Source organism: Parvimonas sp. D9 (genome assembly GCF_035282565.1).
GTDB classification, from domain to species: Bacteria; Bacillota; Clostridia; order Tissierellales; family Peptoniphilaceae; genus Parvimonas; species Parvimonas micra.
Genome location: NZ_JAYKBM010000004.1, coordinates 128,277 through 145,285, shown reverse-complemented (window position 1 = coordinate 145,285; position 17,009 = coordinate 128,277). Strand labels below are relative to the sequence as shown.

Genomic DNA, 17,009 nt, shown 5'->3' with positions numbered 1-17,009 from the left:
TGCCCAGAGGCGGAATCGAACCACCGACACGAGGATTTTCAGTCCTCTGCTCTACCGACTGAGCTATCTGGGCATATTTAATATTATGATTTTTTTTGCTATGCGATAGCTCATTCTCTCGTGCTTCGCACTAGACTAAGGCATTGCCTAAAAACAACTTCGTTGTTTTTGCCACTTCCTTATACCGACTTTTCGCTATCTGGGCATATTTAATATTATGATTTCTTTATATTATGTAAATGGCAGGGGTAGAAGGAATCGAACCCTCATCAGCGGTTTTGGAGACCGACATTCTACCGTTGAACTATACCCCTACAATACCAATAGTTTTTAGCTCTATAAAATAAGAGATATTTCTAAAATAGAAATATCTTCAGATAATTTGGTGGGCCTTCAGGGACTTGAACCCGGGACCTACCGGTTATGAGCCGGGCGCTCTAACCAACTGAGCTAAAGGCCCAAATTATTGGCGGAGAAAGAGGGATTTGAACCCTCGCATCCCGTGAAGGATCTACTCCCTTAGCAGGGGAGCCTCTTCAGCCACTTGAGTATTTCTCCATTGTGGCGGAGAGGGTGGGATTCGAACCCACGTGGGCGTGAACCCAAACGGTTTTCAAGACCGCCTCGTTATGACCACTTCGATACCTCTCCACAGATGGTGATCCATCGGGGATTCGAACCCCGGACACCCTGATTAAAAGTCAGGTGCTCTACCGACTGAGCTAATGAATCATAAAATTGGCTGGGGTAGCAGGACTCGAACCTGCGGAATGCTAGAGTCAAAGTCTAGTGCCTTACCGACTTGGCTATACCCCAAAGGTTGGCGCACCTAAGAGGATTCGAACCTCTGGCACACGGATTAGAAGTCCGTTGCTCTATCCAGCTGAGCTATAGGTGCAAAATGGAGCGGGTGAAGGGAATCGAACCCTCGCAACCAGCTTGGAAGGCTGGGGCTCTACCACTGAGCTACACCCGCAAATAAACTCAAACTTTATGGTCTTAACAAAATTCAATTGGTGGAGGAGAGTGGATTCGAACCACTGAAAGCGCAGCTAACGGATTTACAGTCCGTCCCCTTTGGCCACTCGGGAACTCCTCCATATAATCTACAAAAAGTAGATTGGAGCTGGTGGGAGGACTTGAACCCCTAACCTACTGATTACAAGTCAGTTGCTCTACCAATTGAGCTACACCAGCGTGTTTATTGGCGACCTGGATGGGACTCGAACCCACGACCTCTAGCGTGACAGGCTAGCATTCTAACCAGCTGAACTACCAGGCCATATTTGGTGGGCACAATAGGGCTCGAACCTATGACCCCCTGCTTGTAAGGCAGATGCTCTCCCAACTGAGCTATGCGCCCAAATACAACCAATAAACTACTAAAAACAAAGTGGTGACCCCACCGGGATTCGAACCCGGGTTACCGCCGTGAAAGGGCGATGTCTTAACCGCTTGACCATGGGGCCTCATCAATCAACCTATACTCTAAAATTGACTGCCTAATAATTATATACTATAACTTATATTTTGTCAATACTTTTTTAAAAGTTTTAATCTGACTAAATCTTTCTTTAAAACATATCTCTCAAACAGTTACTCGAATATTATACACTTTATTTTTTTCATTGTCAACACTTTTTCTAAAAAAATTTTATTAATTTTCTAGCTCCAAATTTGGCTCAACATTTAATGTTAAATCACTTCTTACTCCTGATATATACTCATAATACCCTGATGATGCAATCATAGCGGCGTTATCTGTGCAAAGTATTTTATCCGGAAAATAGGATTTAAAACCATTTTTTTCGCACATTTTGTTTATCTCTTCTCTCAATGTATTATTTGCAGAAACACCACCCGATACAACAAGGGTATCTAATTTTTTTTCTTTCATTAACTTTTCAGTCTTAAAAATCAACACATCAAAAACAGCTCTTTGAAAACTTGCACATACATCTTCTTTTGAAATTTCTTCGTTTTTTTGCTTTTTACTGTTTAAATAATTAAGTACAGCCGTTTTAAGTCCGCTAAAACTGAAATTATAGCTATTTTTATCAAGCATTACTCTTGGAAAATCTATCGACTTATCATTTCCAAGTTTTGCCAGTCTTTCAACTTCAGGACCACCAGGATAATTCATTCCTAAACATCTAGCAACCTTATCATAAGCCTCTCCACAAGCATCATCAATTGTCTTTCCAATTACTTCCATATTGTTATAATCTTTTACATATACTAAATAAGTATGCCCTCCGGAAACTAAAAGGCAAATAAATGGAGGCTCTAATTCCTTATGAGTTATAAAAGCAGCACAAATATGTCCTTTCATATGGTTAACTCCAATTAAAGGCTTTTTACAAGCATAGGATAATGCCTTTGCCTCTGAAATACCAACAAGCAATGCTCCCACAAGACCCGGCCCTTTAGTTACAGCTATTGCATCAATATCATTCATTGATATTTTCGCTTCATCTAATGCCTCTTTTACTATATTATTAATAACTTCCAAATGCATTCTGCTTGCTACTTCAGGAACTACTCCCCCAAACTTTTTATGCATATCTATTTGTGAAGAAATTACATTAGAAATAACTTCTCTTCCGTTTTTTACGACAGCAACACTCGTTTCATCACAACTGCTCTCTATCGCCATAATTTTAATATCATCCATCAAACTACCTCTTTTAACATCATAATTCCATTTTCTTTTGGATTACTATAGTAGTCAACAATCTCCCTAATATCTATAAATCCACATTTCTTATATAGATTAATAGCAGGAATATTGCTTTTTCTAACTTCTAAAAATATCTTTTTAATGTTATTTTTCTTTAATTCATTTAGTAAAAATTCCATAATTTTAAAAGCTATCTGTTTTTTTCTAAAATCTTTAGAAACAACAATTTTATAAATTTCAGCTTCATCTAAAATTTGATTAAATAGAATATATCCAATTACATTTTTTTCTTTTTCTGCTACAATAACTCTTTGATTTTTTATATATTCCAGGTAGAATTTTTCATCAAAATTATTGGAGAAATTTTCATTATCTAAAGATAGAATATCGAACACATCTTTGTTTTCTGCATATCTATATAAAATCATTTACTTACCTTTATTTTCTAAATCTCTTTGAGCTTGTGAAAGTCTTACATATTCAGGACTTAAATTAAAACAGTCTGAAATATCTCCACTTTCAAATTTTCTTTTGCCTATCACACAAGCATTTCTTGAAATACAACTATTTAAACAAGCAGGAGTAATTTCAAAATTTTTATTTTTTAAAATTCTTTCCTTATATAGATTAACACAATCTCCTACAAAGACAAATTCTCCTTTATTAGAAAATTCTTCCAAAAGCTCATCAATAGTTAAAAGCGCAGGAGCAACTATATTTGTATTACTTATCCCTTCATAAACTCCATAATAAACTCTTTCTCCTCTAGCGTCAATTAAAGGAATTTTCTTCTTATCGGAAAAAATTCCAAAAGAAAGAGCTTCTAATGTATTTACAGCAACTATCGGCTTATTCAAAGCCATTGCTAAAGCCTTTACAACCGTAACCCCTATTCTTATTCCCGTAAAAGAACCCGGTCCTGTAACTGCAACAAATAAATCTATATCTTCTATATCAATATTCAATTTTTTAAGCACTTCATCAACCATAACAAGTAAAATCTCATTATGGCTCATACTTTGATTAATACTAAAATCTCCAACAATATTATTATCTTCCATTACAGAACAGGAGCTATGAGTTGTTGAAGTATCTATCGCTAAAATTTTCATTGTAATTCCTCTATAATTTCCAATTCTCTTTTATTATTTCCTTTAATTACAATCTTTCTTGAATTTTCAGAAATTTTTAAAATCTCAAGCTCGATTAAATTTTTAGGCAATAAATAATCGGCATTTTCTGCCCACTCTATCACTGTAATCCCGTCAGGATAAAAGTAATTTTCATAATCTATTTGATAAAGTTCCTCTGAAGAATCAATTCTATATAAATCCATATGATTAAATTCAAACTTTCCGGAATATAAATTAACTAAATTAAAAGTTGGTGAAGTAATATCTTCATCTATCCCCAAATTTTTTCCTAAAAATTTAGCAAAAGTAGTTTTTCCAGCTCCGAGATCTCCAACCAAAGAAATCACATCGCCATTTTTTAATATTTTTGAAAATCTTTTAGAAAAATTATTACACTCATCTAAAGAATTTAAAATAATCTCTAACAAATTTTCCCTCCTAAATTCTAAATATAAATTATATTTAACTAAATCATAATTTCTTTTTGATAATTAAATTTTAGTTATTATGATGAAATAATTACAGCTTTATCATAAGGCATAAATCTATAATTATTATATCATAAAAACAATTTTAATAACAGTTAAAAACACGAAAAGGAGACTTGAAAGTCCCCTTTTAATATTCTTTACTTTGAAACAAATTTAAGTTTTATATTCTTTAATGTCCAAGTATATTCTTCTAATGACATTTTTAAATTTAAATCTAACTCTTTTCCGTTATATTTAGTGATAACACCATCTGATACAGTCAACTTTATTTTGTTAGTGTCTAAATCATAACTTGCATCTATTCCTTCAACATTAGTTTTAATTTCACCAAAAACATTCAAAGGATCTTCTGAACCGAAAACTTGTGCCAATGAATTTCCAAGTTCTTTAATTCCTTTAAATGGCGTAGTAAAAATAACTTCTTTTTCTTTCACTTCAACAGTTGACCCAAAGTCTATTGTCTGACCTGAAAATTGAATACTTCCAATACCTTCATTCAATGCTTTTCCCAATCTTTCAGCAATATAATCTCCTAATCCTTCATAGTTTTTAACTCTATTTCCTGAAAAATCTAAATCTTTAATTTTATCAAAATTCTTAAGGATTGAAATATCTTCTATTCTATTAGCCGAAATATCTAAAAATTCCAATTTTTTCAAATTCTTCAAAGCAGAAATATCAGTAATTCCTTTAGATATTATTTTGTGACTCTCATCACCACCAACCGTAACATTATAATGTAAATCCAATCCCGTTAGATTTGTCAAATTTGAAAGTGGTGCTATATCTTCAATTAAATTATTATATAATTTCAAAAACTTAAGATTTGTTAAATTTTTCAAAGGATTAACGTCAACAATTCTATTTCTTTGAATCTCTAAATATTCCAATTTAGTTAAATTTTTAAGAGGAGAAATATCTGAAATTTCATTTTCATTTAATTTTAATTTCTTTAGATTTTTTGCATATTCCAAGCCTTTAATACTCTTCATTCCTCTGGTAACGGCAAATTTAAAATCTTTAGTTCCTTTTAAACTTGTTGGCTTTCCAAGTATTGAGTATTTTGCACTTTCACTAAAATCAGCACTTCCGTCTTCTTTTAAAAATATTGATAACTCTGTTAAACTTTCCATTTCTTCAACAGTAACTTTTTGATTATCAGCTCTATTTTTACCTAAATTTTTATTTATTACCTTTAAAAGTTTTGCATCCTCAATTTCAACATATTTTTTAGCCGGTTTAACTAAGTTTACGTTCAAATTCAATACAGTAGGATTATTTTCATAGTCCATTTCATTTTCAAATTTGAATTTAACAGTTAATTTCAATCCTTCTTTAATATTTTCCATTGCTTTATCAGTCAAACTGAAGTTTAGTTTTCCACTTTCTAAAGTTACTGTAACGCCTTCAGCTTCAGTGCTAACTTTTATATTTCCACCTTTAGCAATCTTTTCAAGACCTACAAATACATTGTCAATTTCAAAAGTTTTTTCGCTAACTTCCACATTTTCCAAATCAACATTTTGATTGTGAATAATTTTTTCAAATATGCCCTTCTTATCATTTATTGATGAAAAATCTTTTATCTTGTTCCCATCAAGTTTAACACTTGAAAGCTCATTTAAATTTTTAAGTGCAGAAATGTCAGAAACATTATTATTTGATAAATATAAACTTGAAAGTTTAGTTAATGACTTTAAAGGCTCAACATTTGAAATTAAATTATCACTTAAATTCAAATAAGTCAATTTCGTTAAACCACTTACATTATCTATATTTTCAATATTATTTTTCTTTAAATTCAAGTTTGCAAGTTTAGTTGAATTTTTCAAAAATGAAATATCTGAAATTTTATTATTTTCAATATTTAAGTCATCAAGATTTATAAGTTTATTTAAATTCAAATTTTCAATATTATTTCCTTTTAAACTCAATTTCTTTAAATTTATCAATCTATTTAAAACAAAAGTGTCTTTTAATTTATTGTTTCCTAAATCTAAGTCTTCTAATAATTTTAAATTTTTCAAAGCATCAATATTTTCAATATTATTGCTATCCGCCCTAAAATAAGTTAATTTTTCAAGTTCTTTAACGTAATTGATATTTGAAATTTTATTTGAATAAATATCTAAAAGTTTTAAATTTTTAAAATTCTCAACAATGCTCATATCAGTAATTTTATTTACTGCAAAATCGAAGCTTTCTAAATTCGCAAGATTTTTTAATGAGCTAATATCAGAAATATTATTATGTGAAATATATAAGAATTTAAGACCTGTTAAATCTTTTAATGGAGAAACATCTGATATTTCATTATGAGAAAGTCTTAATAATTCAAGCTTTTTAAGCCCTGCAAGTGGTGTTAAATCCTTAATGGCTCCCTCTGAATATCTTATTTCTTCATGATCATCAGGAATTTCTCCGGAAGAAATCGTAAGAGTCTTTAAATTTTTACAATATTCAAGTCCTTTGATACTGCTAACCTCTATAATATTTTCTTCAGCAGCATCCATTCCTCTGATTCCAATTGATTCAATTTTTTCCAAATCACTCTTATAGATTTCATTTGAATTTTTATCTTTTCTATATGATTTATCAGTAAGTTTGAAATTATATTCATTCATTTCTGTTTCAAAGCTGTCTTCACCTTTATAAGCATGTAATTTATCAAGGATGAATTGTTTTAAGTTTTTATCTTCAAATTCAACAACTTTATCTTCTTCATCATCTTCAACTGCAGGAGTAGAATCATTCCACATTAAAACTCCTACATAGTCATAAGTCTTTCCTTTTATCTCAATCTTTCCGGCTAAATCAGCAGAATTTTTATAAAGCATATCTGCACTTGAATTATATGCCAAAACTGGAGACATCAAAATTCCTGTACCAACTGCAACAGATAAAAGTTTTTTTGCATTTCTCTTTTTAGAAACCAAAACAGAAACAACTCCAACAATTCCCGCTACCGCAATTGTTACATTGATTTTGTAAACTCCTGCAATACCTGTTTTAGAAAGTTTTCCTTTTTTAATGCCATCTTTAATAGCTTCAACAACTTCAAATTGAATTTTTTCATTTTCTAAAACTTTCTTTTCTCCGGCTTTAATATTGCCAATGTCAAGTTCTTTACCTTTAACAACTTTAAGACCCTTAATATCTTCTGTCTTTACTTTAACTCCAACCATATCTTTTGAAGTCTTATTTTCAACAGAAATCTTAAAAATTCCTTCGCCATCTGCGATTAAATTTACTGTGATTCCTTCTTTGTTGTAAATCACAGTTTCACTATCGGCAAAACTTACCTGTGAAAAAGAAAATCCACAAAGTAGCGCCAAAGCCAATATGCTTTTATTTTTCATAAATATCCTCCGTTTTTAAATAAATATACAACATTATTTTATCATATAATGACTTTAAAGTATAATAGATTTTTCTTATCCTAAATCATCCATATATTAATATTTTCTATACAAAAAGAACTATGCATAGCACATAGTTCTTTAAAAACATTTTATAATACAGATTAAACAATAATAACATCTTCAAATCCATTTTGAAGAGCAATTTCTTTTAATTTTTCCATTTCTTCATCTGTTGGAGCTGAAAACATACTATATTCTTCCCTAACTCCATATTTTCTGTACTTTATGATTTTATATCTAATTTTATGTCCCATTTTTATGTATTTGGAAAGCATTTTTGTAATCTTATCAACTGTTGTTCTATTGTCCATTCCTGCAATTGTTACAGTCCTTATCTCAAAAAGTTTATCAATACTTGCAAGATAATCGGCATTTTCTAAAACTGTATTCACCTTACTTTTAGTTATAAAAAGATGTTCCTCATTGTCAAAAGCCTTTATATCAAGCATAAAAGCATCAGAAACTTCTACAAAATCAGGCAATCTCTTTAAAGGTATTCCACCATTTGTATCGACAAAGCAGGTAAGACCAAGCTTTCTAATCTCTCTAAAAAGAGAAGTTAAAAAAATATGTTGCAGAGTACATTCGCCTCCACTAACTGTAATTCCTCTAATAAAAGGCATATTCTTTTTTATTCTTTCGACTGTTTCTTCAACTGTCCAATTGTAAATCTTCGGACTTGAAAGATGTTTACAAACTCTTATACATTCATCACAATTTATACAAGTTTTATCATTCCAAACTATTTTTCCATTTACATTCGTTAAACTCTTAGTCGGACAAGACGGAATACATTCCATACAATTTATACAATGTCTAATAGTTTCAGGATTATGACAATAAAAACAGTTAAAATTACAACCCTGTAGGAAAATAGACGTCCTGTTTCCAGGTCCGTCTACCACCGACATATCTATTATTTTATTTATAATTCCTTTATTTGACATCTCTAACCTTACGTTCTAATAAATGATATTTTTCAAAAGCCTCTTTTGCATATTGAACAGTATCATAGCTGATACTTTCTCCGTCAATAAATTTTTGCATATCAGATTTCTTTACTAAATATCCTGTTACACGAATCAAATCGCCATTTTCTCCATAACATGAAATATATCTCATATTTAATCTAAATGCAGCCTTAAAAATATCTAAAACAGCAGCAGGATTCTTTTCAGCAGTTTCATCAAATGGAAAATGGTCGCCAATTCCTGACGGAAAATACTTATGGAATAAAGCTGAATGTTTAATATGATCATACATAGGAATTTCCTTACCTATTCTGATTCTAACTCCTGCACTATCTTCCATATCATCTTGTGCCCCAACTTGTGAATGAAGCATAAATCTATGGTTCCAGAAAGTTGAATACTTACTTTCAAATGAATTAACTCTATTTTCTACAAAATCCATTACTTCTAGCCCCAAATTGTTGGCATAATCATCTTTTCCATAAACTAAATCTTTACTTTCAAACTCTAAAAGTTTTTGAACACATTCATGAAGTCCTACAACTCCGAAAAGCCCAACAAATCTATCCAATTCAATAAAACCTTCTTTAACCAAGAAATTTTCTTCAAAGAAAGGCGTTTCTTCAACTAAAAATCTGATTTTCCCTTCCATAAAATTGCACATTAAATCTATCGCTTCAGGCAAAACTCTATCAAAGAAATCTTGTTTTGAACTTGAACTTCTAGCAAGAGAGCCAAGTCTTAATCTACTTAAAGTAAATGCCCCACCTGAAATCGGAAGTCCATTATAGCAACTTGCTATCGCATAATCTCCATTAAAATCTTTTCTATAGTATTTATCATTAGCAAAAGCAGGATTTGCAGTTAAAAGAGATGCATAAACTGCCTTTTCTCCAAAATCGTCAGGTGTAATATCTTCATCATAAAGAATAGTCATATTTGGAGTAACATTATTTAAAGTTGGAAGTAATTCTAAAATAATTTCACCTGCAACAGTCTTTTCAGGACCGATATTTGCATGGCAAAAACTGTCATTAATTGTTCTATCTAAAGAAACTAAAAACCACTTAATCAACTTTTTAGCTTCCTCTCTATCTGTAATAAATGGATCTAAAAGCTTATCAATTTTCCCAATATAAACCGGATATCTTGTTATAGAAGGAACATGATGATAAAAAATCAATAAACTGTTAATGGCATCAAGCAAAGTTTCAGCTTTCTCAAGACGTAAAAACTTACAACCCTCATCCAAAAGTTTTTGATAATTAGGGCAAATGTATCTCGGTGCATAAGGCGCATGACCTTCCCACAAATCGCAGAAACCTCCATTTTCAGAAATTTCAAAAATTCTATCATTAATTGAACTTACAGGAAAATCATTCAAATTCTCTGCAAGCTTTGCAAGTTGAGAAGTCTTTTGCTCATAAGTTAAATCTTTAGCCTTAATAATATTCATTGATAATTCTCTAGCTTCTTCCAATGTTTTTATTTTAGAAATCATAAATACCTCCAATTTTATGTCAAAAAGTCATTCACTATTTACCCATATTATATATGAATAATCTCCAAAATGATACTGTTAATTGTCTTTTTTAAACGGATATTTTAAGAATTTTTTTAAATAAAATGTAAAAAGCAATTTATAAATACAATTGAGTATTTATGAGATTCCCATAGTAATCCCCACTTTTGAAAATATCAATGAAATTTCCAGAACAATTATACCAGAAAATACAATTACTCCAAATAAATTTACTTTTGTTTACTTGTAAACAAAAGTATGAGATCTCTCCACTTCACTCAACTTCGCTTCGTTTCGGTCGAGATGACGTTTTAAGAGCTTTACTTTTAAAAGTAATTTGACGTGAAATATTTATATTTTTTTGTCGGATATGTTCTTGTATATTAAATAATACTAAAATATAATTAAGAACAGAGCTTTATAAAATATTCAAAACAATTGTATCAAAAGATACAGTTACTCCTGTCAGACCTACTATTGCTTATAAACAAGCAAAGTTAGGGCTAGATTGACTACTCTCGAGATAACGTGTTGGTGGTTTTTCTTTAAGTTGCTATGACATGAATTATTTAGTTTCTATATATTTTTCAACTTAGATATCTGAGAGTTCCTAATTTTTTATATAGTGAATAATATCCATTTTATCATTTATTCTATCAATTTCTCCAGTCTTTGTATATCCTAATTTTTCGTATAAATAGCAGTTTCCTTTTTCTTGAAAGATTGTATCAAGCTCCCAATTATCCTCACCATGAATTCTTTCTATCTCGCAGAAAGCTTTTTGAGCTAACCCTCTATTACGGAATTTCTCTATTATAAACACTGGTGCTACTCTTTTTCTGCCTCCGTCTTTTCTATCAATCACTCGAATAGCACCAACTATATTATTTCCCTCATAAATATAATAAAAGAAAGAATGTTCTTGAAGTAATTTAGTCTTAATTTTTTCTTTAGTTTCATTTGCTGGATTAGTTTCAAAATCTTGATATTTATCTAATAAATTTTGGAATGCTTGAACTTGCATTGTCCATAACTTTTCTGTGTCAGCAACACTTATTCTAACTAACTCTATATTCATAACTCATTTCCTCAATTTCTAAATTTACTTATACAAAAATTTGCAATATGACCTAATTAATTTGAATATCAATCTTTTTAATATTTCTAATTATACTTTCTCAAATATACTGAATCAATAAAATAAAACAATAAATTTGACAGATAACATACAGTATTAATTTTAGATTAGTTTCAAATTAGTAATTAATATATCAGCGAATTAACATAATTCTAATTTATATTTCCTTATTTTAATTATCTCTTTTATTCCTTAAAATTGTAATTTTCATTTCTCACCTCAACACTATATAATCTATATTATGTTTAAGACAAAACTCTTTAATTTTTTTCATAGTAATTTTTAATTTTATAAAGTTGTTCCTTTATTTCTCCCTTTAATTCTTCTTCTACTCGAAAATAAGTCAACAACTCTTCTATTTCATCCTCATCTCGTTTTAATCTTAGAAAATTAATTACCTCTTCATTATCATATGAATCTTCAAGTAAATCTCTAATATTAACTAACCTTAAGTCAATTTCATTTAAAAAATCTTCTAAATATACTAATGCTTTTTCTGTCTTTCCTAATTTAAATAAATACATGAATAAGAATCCTTTTTTATAATAAACTTCAGAAGATTTTCGTGCATATTTGTATGCTTCTTCATATTTACATTGTTCATAAAACACTCTTGACTTTTCTAATATTAAATCAAACTTATATCCAAGTAAATCTTTATCTAAATATTTATATTTAAAAATTATATTATTTAGCTCATAAAAGTAATTATTTATAGTCTTAAAAGTTTTTGCCATAAAACTTATATTTGGATTAGTTGGAAAGAATACTCTACTATTAAATTCTATTTTCGCATTATCGTCATAAGAATAGCGCGTAATAGACTCTTTTATTTTTTTCAATAACATAATTTCCTTGCAAGTCATAAAATTATGATAAAAACTTAAGCTTTCTACCTCTTTAACAATTTTTTTTGACAGTCTATCTAGTTCATTCCCTATGGGTATCAAATAATCTTTGTTCTCATCATACAAATATGATTCATTTAAACATTTATTTTGTAACATCAAATCATACTGTTCCTCACTAAAAACATTAGCTTTAATCTTTACTTGAGAAACCTCTGGCCTCATACCATGATTATCAAATGCCATCTGTAGAAAAAACAAAATATTAAATGAAATTATATACATATCATATTCAACTATAGGTCTCATTTTTCTATATCTAATAATCTCAGGTATCTTTGTAAACATCATCCAAAATACTAGTGAGGCAAATAAGGATGTTACTATAGAAAAAGCTATTTCATACATACAACAATTTCCTTTCTAAATATTAAATTATTTTTAAACTTTTTTAATATTATTAAAGTATGCTAATTACAATTATTGAATAATATAAAATTATTAGTAATAACACACATATTTATTATAACATAAAGTATGTGTTAAAAGAATAATTCATTTAAGTTTAAAGAAGTGAAATTATCTGTGAGATCTCTCCACTTCGTTTCGCTTTGCTCAACTACGGTCGAGATGACGTATTAGGAGCTTTACTTCTCAAAGTAATTTGACGTGAATTATTTAGATTATATATTTTAATTTTTTAAGAATATCAAGATATTAAACAAAATTTTATACTCTATATGTCATCTCAAACGTAGTCGAGAGATCTCAAATAATTGTTATTTCTCTCACAAAAAAACGACCAAATGGTAAGTATATGGTCGTTTTATTCTATATTTTATTCTTATATAAATTTTCTCTTTTTATTCCAAAGTCAAAAGTAATGCCATTTTAAAATTCTTTTCGGCTTTTACATAATGTCTTCCAGCTTTTGCAAAATGGAAGCATTCTCCTGCTTTTATTACATGGTCTGTTCCTTCGTATCCGATTATTCCTTCACCGTCTAATGCAAATACTATTGCTTCTCCCGGTGCTGAATGTTCTGAAAGACCTGTTCCTGCATCAAATGCCATTAATACAAATTTCATTTTATCATTGTGGACTACGTCCATATTTACAATTTTCCCTTCTTGGTATTGTAGTAATTCTCCTAATTTAAAAACTTCTCCAGCTTTTACTAACTTATTCATAAAGTCCTCCTTTTTTATTGCAATTTCAGTGAATATTGCTCCTGATTTAGTTCTCATACCAACTGGAACCTCAATTGGTGTTACAATACATTCACCTACTTTTAAAATTTTTGTTTTTTCAGAAAATCCATATACTTCAAGCTCCCCTTCTGCTACAATCAACAGCTTGTAATAAGGGAATAATTCTGCACTTATATCTGTGTCTTCTGCCATAGAAAAATATGCTATGTAATTTTCTCCACCATGAACCTCTTTTGATATTGTGCATCCCTCTAGTGCTTTATTGTCTTTAGCTATGGAGAATACTTTCCCAACTTGTTCTTTCAAACTGAACCTCCTCTATTATTGAAAACAATATGTATTTGCAAGATATATACCCTATCAAAGATGTTAATAACTATTCTATTTATAGTAATTTTTTATACATAAAAAAGGTCAATGATTTCTCATTGACCTCGTAGATTAATTATAAATTATATTATTCTTTGTCCTCATCAACCAAACCTGAAAGTTTTGCAACGCTGTAAGTACAAACTATATCGCCTGTTACGTTGTTCATTGTTTCAAACATATCAAGTATTGGGTTAATTCCTAATGCAAGACCAACTATGATAGCAATTTGGTCCGGAGAAAGTTTCATATTTTGTAAAATTATAAATAATAACATCAAACTTCCACCAGGAACTCCACCGGCTCCTACTGATGCAAGAACAGTTGTTAAAACTAAAACTGAAAGTGAAACAAATGTAACTTTAACACCGAACATATTAGCAGCTAAAATTGCGAACATAGGTAAGTGGATACAAACTCCGTCCATGTTTATTGTAGATCCTAAAGGTAATGCAAATGAAGAAATATTTTCGCTTATTTTTAAATCTTCTTTTGCAACTCTAAGAGATACAGGAAGTGCTGCTGCAGAACTTCTTGTTACAAATGCAGTAAGCATTGGCTCTTTTATTTTCATCAAAACTTTGAAAGGATTTACTTTTAATGTAACAGCCATCATTAAAGGATAAACTATTAATACCATAGCAACAATTCCAAGTACAACACCGATTGTAAGTTTAATATAAGGTCCAAATAGTGATGAACCATAACTTGCAAAGTTTACTGAAGTAAGTGCAAATACACCAATTGGAGAATATGCTAAAATCCAATCTACAATTTTGAATATAGCTTCTTTTGCAACGTCTATTATTTCAAGTAAAGTCTTAACTTTTGTTGAATATTCTGCTCTTTCAGAAATCATCTTAAGTGCAAGTCCAAAAGCTATAGAAAATACTATTATAGCTAGAAAATTACCGTCTGCCAATGCTTTGAATGGATTTTGGAACATACTGATAAATACATCTGCTAATGAATTATTAGCTTTACTTGCAATTTCAGAAGTGTTTTGTGTGTTTATAAGACTTTTCCAAGCAGCTTGTTGTGCTTCTCCTGAACCCGGATTAAATCCTATCGCAAGCACAGAACCTAAAACCGCAGCAAAAAGTGAAGTTAAAAAGTACCAAACTATTACTTTTATTCCGATTTTCCCAAATTCCTTTGTAGGAACAGAAGCCGCACCATCGATTAAAGACAAGAATATAACCGGTATTACAATCATTTTTAACATTGCGACCAAAACTTGACCGAATGGGGAAACGATTTTAACATATCCGGAAATATCAACTTTCGTCAACCATAGTACTACACCAAGTATTAAACCTGCAATAAACGCTATGAATACTTGGAGTACTAAATTCTTTTTTTTCATAACAACCTCCTTTGAATAATTACAACTTCGTTTTACTAAAATTATATTAAATTCCTTAAAATCAAAGTTTTTTCCTTATGTAAATGTTTTGACTATATCAATAATTTTAATTTTAATTTTAAAATATTTATCTATATTGTAATGATACCATATATATTAATATATTGTCAATCGTTTTTATAAAAATATCAATAAAAAACGCAAAAAAAAATATAATACTATAGGTTCAATTTTTTTATCAATATCTGTAATTTTCTATTTATTTTTTGCCATTTTTATATTATAATATTATTGTATATGAATATTAAGGAGGGACAATAGTGGAAAGTAAATTAGTTACATTATTAAGAAAAGTTTTAATTGATAAGACTTTTGATTTAAAAACTGATAAAAGATTATATTCAGAATTTACTGTACTTAAAGTAAAGAAAAAAACTGTAATAATCAAAGAAAATGATAAATTAGATTATTTGTATTTATTGGTAAGAGGAAGTGCAAATGTAGTTCATTTTACGCCAGTTGGGGAGTTGATAGTTTTTAACCATATAACTAATACTTCTATATTCGGATTACTTGAATTTATGGATAATAAGCACGACTTCTACAAGAGTGTTGCATTCTTCAAAGATACAAGACTTATAAGAATTCCTATAGAAAGATTTGAAAAGGAACCTGAAAGCCTTGAACTTTTAAAAGTTTACAATCATTTCTTGTTGGATTTCGCAAAACATTCAATCGCTACATTTGATTTAACTAAAAACTACGGAAGAAAGAAAAACTTAATTGAATTCTTCTTATCAAAATGCGTTGATGTAGAGTTCCCTGTAAAAATTACTTTAACTAAAAAAGTTATTTCAGACTACTTAAGAATTAACGAAAGAACAATGTATAGATATTTGAATGAATTAATAGACAGAAATTGCATTTCAAGAAAAACAGGTAAAATTATAATTTCAAAAGAAAATTATGATAATTTAGTTGAATACTCAAAAGAAAAAGGTGTAGATAACGAATAATAGGTACGTATTATGAACGAATCTATAGAAAATATAAACTTGTCAAACTCGGATGTTAGAACAAGTAAATTTAACAAAAAATCTTTAATTTTAATTTTAAATTATTTTATAAGTCCGATTTTAATTCTGATAGTATTTTTTAATCTTTTAAAAAATTCAACTATCATGGAAAATTTGATGAGTTCCGGATTTGTATCTATTTTTTTTAAAAATAATAAATATCTGTTGGAAAATGAAGAATTATTTAATAAGTTTTTTACAAGTGTATTAAGCTCTATCGCAACATTTATTACATTTATAATAGCTGTTTTGCTAAGTAAAAAAAGAAATGACAGTATCTCAATAAAAAAGTCCGAAACTTCTTTAAAAAAATTATTATTATTTGGAATTGGGCTTGGAATATTTATGATTTTATGGAATATCATAATTTCATATCTATATCCCCTTTTAGGTCTCACATTTAAAAGCAAGAATACGGGAAGTCTTTTTGAGTCTTTGAAATTTAATAAACTGTTGATATTAAATATATTAATCGCAGCTCCACTTGGAGAGGAAATTGCTTTTAAATATGGTATATTTACATTTTTTCACGAAATTTTTCAAGATAAGGGAATTTTTTTAAAAGTAATATTACCTGCTTTTGTTTCAGCATTTACCTTTGCGGTGATTCACGATGGATTGTATTTGGTTCCTCTATATATCGTTCCAAGTTTTATCGGTTGTTTAATATATAAAAATACAAGTTCTTTATTACCTTGTGTATTGGGACATTTTTTGAATAATTTTTTAGCGTTAATAATGACATTATATAATTAAAAAGCTATTGAAGTTTTGCTTCAATA

Annotated in this window: 13 protein-coding genes and 14 tRNA genes; 2 read left to right on the top strand and 25 right to left on the bottom strand. The window is 29.4% G+C overall.

The features are described 5' to 3' along the window. The 25 genes from VJI94_RS05580 to VJI94_RS05460 all read right to left on the bottom strand — a co-directional run bounded on the left by VJI94_RS05580 (position 1) and on the right by VJI94_RS05460 (position 15,151). Positions 1-73: transfer RNA gene (locus tag VJI94_RS05580), tRNA-Phe, on the bottom strand. A gap of 167 nt (positions 74-240) precedes the next feature. After that, a tRNA-Trp gene (locus VJI94_RS05575) sits at positions 241-314 on the bottom strand. A 69-nt stretch (positions 315-383) separates the two neighbouring features. Continuing rightward, a tRNA-Ile gene (locus VJI94_RS05570) sits at positions 384-460 on the bottom strand. Between the two features lie 7 nt (positions 461-467). Next, a tRNA-Ser gene (locus VJI94_RS05565) sits at positions 468-558 on the bottom strand. 4 nt (positions 559-562) lie between these two features. Continuing rightward, positions 563-651, bottom strand: a tRNA-Ser gene (locus VJI94_RS05560). 5 nt (positions 652-656) lie between these two features. Then, positions 657-732 (bottom strand) — tRNA-Lys (locus VJI94_RS05555). 7 nt (positions 733-739) lie between these two features. Beyond that, positions 740-816, bottom strand: a tRNA-Gln gene (locus VJI94_RS05550). 5 nt (positions 817-821) lie between these two features. Next, positions 822-898, bottom strand: a tRNA-Arg gene (locus tag VJI94_RS05545). A 4-nt stretch (positions 899-902) separates the two neighbouring features. Beyond that, a tRNA-Gly gene (locus VJI94_RS05540) sits at positions 903-976 on the bottom strand. A 38-nt stretch (positions 977-1,014) separates the two neighbouring features. Continuing rightward, positions 1,015-1,099, bottom strand: a tRNA-Tyr gene (locus VJI94_RS05535). Between the two features lie 22 nt (positions 1,100-1,121). Then, positions 1,122-1,197: transfer RNA gene (locus VJI94_RS05530), tRNA-Thr, on the bottom strand. Between the two features lie 8 nt (positions 1,198-1,205). After that, positions 1,206-1,282 (bottom strand) — tRNA-Asp (locus VJI94_RS05525). A gap of 5 nt (positions 1,283-1,287) precedes the next feature. Continuing rightward, positions 1,288-1,363 (bottom strand) — tRNA-Val (locus VJI94_RS05520). A 31-nt stretch (positions 1,364-1,394) separates the two neighbouring features. After that, positions 1,395-1,469: transfer RNA gene (locus VJI94_RS05515), tRNA-Glu, on the bottom strand. Between the two features lie 188 nt (positions 1,470-1,657). Next, positions 1,658-2,674 carry a tRNA (adenosine(37)-N6)-threonylcarbamoyltransferase complex transferase subunit TsaD gene (gene tsaD, locus VJI94_RS05510; RefSeq protein WP_324008652.1) on the bottom strand — a complete coding sequence of 339 codons (1,017 nt, stop codon included), beginning with the start codon at positions 2,672-2,674 and terminating at the stop codon, positions 1,658-1,660. Then, entirely contained in the window at positions 2,674-3,108 is a 435-nt protein-coding gene (gene rimI / locus VJI94_RS05505) for a ribosomal protein S18-alanine N-acetyltransferase (RefSeq protein ID WP_324008651.1), read from the bottom strand. Before rimI ends, tsaD begins: the two co-directional genes overlap by 1 nt. Beyond that, complete coding sequence (gene tsaB / locus VJI94_RS05500; protein WP_324008650.1) at positions 3,109-3,792, bottom strand: tRNA (adenosine(37)-N6)-threonylcarbamoyltransferase complex dimerization subunit type 1 TsaB; 684 nt, start codon at positions 3,790-3,792, stop codon at positions 3,109-3,111. After that, positions 3,789-4,241 carry a tRNA (adenosine(37)-N6)-threonylcarbamoyltransferase complex ATPase subunit type 1 TsaE gene (tsaE, locus tag VJI94_RS05495; RefSeq protein ID WP_324008649.1) on the bottom strand — a complete coding sequence of 151 codons (453 nt, stop codon included), beginning with the start codon at positions 4,239-4,241 and terminating at the stop codon, positions 3,789-3,791. The genes tsaB and tsaE overlap by 4 nt, the downstream gene beginning before the upstream one ends. Before the next feature lie 200 nt (positions 4,242-4,441). Then, positions 4,442-7,663, bottom strand: a complete 3,222-nt coding sequence (locus VJI94_RS05490; RefSeq protein WP_324008648.1) for a leucine-rich repeat domain-containing protein — start codon at positions 7,661-7,663, stop codon at positions 4,442-4,444. Between the two features lie 164 nt (positions 7,664-7,827). Next, positions 7,828-8,673 carry a YjjW family glycine radical enzyme activase gene (locus VJI94_RS05485; protein WP_324008647.1) on the bottom strand — a complete coding sequence of 282 codons (846 nt, stop codon included), beginning with the start codon at positions 8,671-8,673 and terminating at the stop codon, positions 7,828-7,830. Beyond that, entirely contained in the window at positions 8,663-10,198 is a 1,536-nt protein-coding gene (locus VJI94_RS05480; protein ID WP_324008646.1) for a YjjI family glycine radical enzyme, read from the bottom strand. Before VJI94_RS05480 ends, VJI94_RS05485 begins: the two co-directional genes overlap by 11 nt. A 631-nt stretch (positions 10,199-10,829) precedes the next feature. Next, the gene (locus tag VJI94_RS05475) at positions 10,830-11,297 is read right to left on the bottom strand and encodes a GNAT family N-acetyltransferase (RefSeq protein ID WP_324008645.1); all 468 of its coding nucleotides are present in this window, start codon (positions 11,295-11,297) and stop codon (positions 10,830-10,832) included. Positions 11,298-11,617: 320 nt separating this feature from the next. After that, positions 11,618-12,514, bottom strand: a complete 897-nt coding sequence (locus VJI94_RS05470; RefSeq protein WP_324008644.1) for a hypothetical protein — start codon at positions 12,512-12,514, stop codon at positions 11,618-11,620. Positions 12,515-13,068: 554 nt separating this feature from the next. After that, positions 13,069-13,722, bottom strand: a complete 654-nt coding sequence (locus tag VJI94_RS05465; protein WP_324008643.1) for a cupin domain-containing protein — start codon at positions 13,720-13,722, stop codon at positions 13,069-13,071. Positions 13,723-13,873: 151 nt separating this feature from the next. Further along, positions 13,874-15,151 (bottom strand): dicarboxylate/amino acid:cation symporter, encoded by a 1,278-nt coding sequence (locus tag VJI94_RS05460; RefSeq protein ID WP_324008642.1) that lies wholly within the window; start codon positions 15,149-15,151, stop codon positions 13,874-13,876. 320 nt (positions 15,152-15,471) lie between these two features. Between VJI94_RS05460 and VJI94_RS05455 the strand changes: the two genes are divergently transcribed. After that, positions 15,472-16,167, top strand: a complete 696-nt coding sequence (locus tag VJI94_RS05455) for a Crp/Fnr family transcriptional regulator (RefSeq protein WP_029950352.1) — start codon at positions 15,472-15,474, stop codon at positions 16,165-16,167. A gap of 12 nt (positions 16,168-16,179) precedes the next feature. After that, entirely contained in the window at positions 16,180-16,983 is an 804-nt protein-coding gene (locus tag VJI94_RS05450) for a CPBP family intramembrane glutamic endopeptidase (protein WP_029950349.1), read from the top strand. Positions 16,984-17,009 lie beyond the last annotated feature (26 nt).

Excerpts from the sequence above, each read along its gene's own strand:
- VJI94_RS05480 (WP_324008646.1), bottom strand. The coding sequence starts at position 10,198 with ATGATTTCTAAAATAAAAACATTGGAAGAAGCTAGAGAATTATCAATG.
- VJI94_RS05475 (WP_324008645.1), bottom strand. The coding sequence starts at position 11,297 with ATGAATATAGAGTTAGTTAGAATAAGTGTTGCTGACACAGAAAAGTTA.
- tsaB (WP_324008650.1), bottom strand. The coding sequence starts at position 3,792 with ATGAAAATTTTAGCGATAGATACTTCAACAACTCATAGCTCCTGTTCT.
- VJI94_RS05490 (WP_324008648.1), bottom strand. The coding sequence starts at position 7,663 with ATGAAAAATAAAAGCATATTGGCTTTGGCGCTACTTTGTGGATTTTCT.
- tsaD (WP_324008652.1), bottom strand. The coding sequence starts at position 2,674 with ATGGATGATATTAAAATTATGGCGATAGAGAGCAGTTGTGATGAAACG.
- VJI94_RS05460 (WP_324008642.1), bottom strand. The coding sequence starts at position 15,151 with ATGAAAAAAAAGAATTTAGTACTCCAAGTATTCATAGCGTTTATTGCA.
- VJI94_RS05485 (WP_324008647.1), bottom strand. The coding sequence starts at position 8,673 with ATGTCAAATAAAGGAATTATAAATAAAATAATAGATATGTCGGTGGTA.
- VJI94_RS05470 (WP_324008644.1), bottom strand. The coding sequence starts at position 12,514 with ATGAGACCTATAGTTGAATATGATATGTATATAATTTCATTTAATATT.
- rimI (WP_324008651.1), bottom strand. The coding sequence starts at position 3,108 with ATGATTTTATATAGATATGCAGAAAACAAAGATGTGTTCGATATTCTA.
- VJI94_RS05450 (WP_029950349.1), top strand. The coding sequence starts at position 16,180 with ATGAACGAATCTATAGAAAATATAAACTTGTCAAACTCGGATGTTAGA.